Origin of the sequence: Peribacillus simplex, from assembly GCF_001542915.1 — a bacterium.
Taxonomy (GTDB): domain Bacteria; phylum Bacillota; class Bacilli; order Bacillales; family DSM-1321; genus Peribacillus; species Peribacillus simplex_B.
The window spans coordinates 481,204-481,444 of record NZ_LNNH01000012.1; the positions used below are offsets into that span (position 1 = coordinate 481,204).

At 41.5% G+C, this 241-nt stretch carries 1 pseudogene; it reads left to right on the forward strand.

Annotation, left to right across the window (positions count from 1 at the left end):
* Positions 1-241 (forward strand): annotated as a pseudogene (locus AS888_RS25575) (transposase); the annotation flags it as partial.

The window sequence follows — 241 nt, forward strand, 5'->3', positions numbered from 1 at the left end:
AAGCTATCGCGAGTACAAATCGTCCAAACAAATTTGTGCAACATGCTCATTTTTATCACGGTGTACGGAAAGCAAAGACCATCAAAAAGTAGTGACACGGCATATCTGGCAAGCATATGTGGAAGAAGCAGATCATCTGCGCATCATCAAGAGGTAAAACCTATATATGCGAAACGCAAAGAAACGATTGAGCGTGTATTCGCAGATGCAAAAGAAAAGCATGGTATGCGTTGGACTACTT